This window comes from Micromonospora sp. R77 (assembly GCF_022747945.1).
Classification (GTDB): domain Bacteria; phylum Actinomycetota; class Actinomycetes; order Mycobacteriales; family Micromonosporaceae; genus Micromonospora.
The window spans coordinates 1-1,022 of sequence record NZ_JALDST010000033.1 but is presented as its reverse complement, the minus strand read 5'-3'; the positions used below and the strand labels follow the sequence as shown (position 1 = coordinate 1,022).

The window sequence follows — 1,022 nt, the reverse complement described above, 5'->3', positions numbered from 1 at the left end:
CCACCCACTCGGCCGGCGCCGGCCCGCCCCCGCCGACCGACGGACCGGCCATCCCGGCCGTCCTGGTCGACCGGCCACCCACCGTCGGCATGACCCGCCGCAACGACCGCACGCCCAGCGTCGGCCCGGTCAGCGACAGCCCGGTCAGCGACAGCCCGGTCAGCGACAGCCCGGTCAGCGCCGGCCCGACCGGCAGCGTCCCGGCCGGCCGCGCCGACGGATCGGTCAGTGCCGTCGATCCGCCCCACCCGGCCGACGGAACGACCGGCGTCAGCCCGACCGGCCAGGTCCAGGGACCGGTCACCATCGCCGGCCCCCCGAATCGCCGGCTCACCAGGCAGGGGCGACCGGCCAGGTAGGGGCGCCGGGCCAGACAACGACGGCGGGTCGGGCAGGGGCGGCGGGCCGGGGCGGGCGGGCAGGCGTTCGTCGCCCCACGGCACCAGACGCACCTGGTCGGCCGGGGACCGGCCGCCGCCGAGCACGGCGGTCAACACGGCCTCGGGGCCGAGGATGCCCTGCACCCGGCTCAGCGCGCGATGCGCCCGCTCCCGCTCCTCGCCGGTCTCCCCCCACAATCCCGGTTGCAGGCCGGCCTGGGCGAGCACCCCGTCGGGGATCAGCCGCAGTCGGATGATCCCGGCGGTGGGCCGGGCCGGTCGGGCGCCGGCCCGACGGTTGCCGCCGGAGAGCCAGCCGTCCAGCTGCCAGCGCACCCGGTCGGCGATGGCGGCGGCGGTGAGCAGGCCGTCGTGTCGCCAGACCCGGTGCAGCTCCTGACCATGCGCGGTGACCGCCTCGATGCCGAGCCGGGTACAGGCCAGCCCGTGCGCGGCGAGTCGCTCGTGCAGCTGCTCGGCCAGGACCCGGGCGGCGAAGGCCGCGGCGTCGACCCGCTCGATCGGCTCGTCGTGGTCGGCGGTGACGACCAGGTCGGCCGGGGGGTGCCGGACGGCGAGCGGCCGGTGGTCCCGACCGGCGGCGAGCCGGTGCGCGAGGGCCCCGTCGAAGCCGAACCGGGC

General features: G+C 78.7%; 1 pseudogene. It reads right to left on the bottom strand.

Annotated elements, in window-relative coordinates:
* Positions 1-1,022, bottom strand: a pseudogene (locus MRQ36_RS33020) (DNA polymerase Y family protein); the annotation flags it as partial.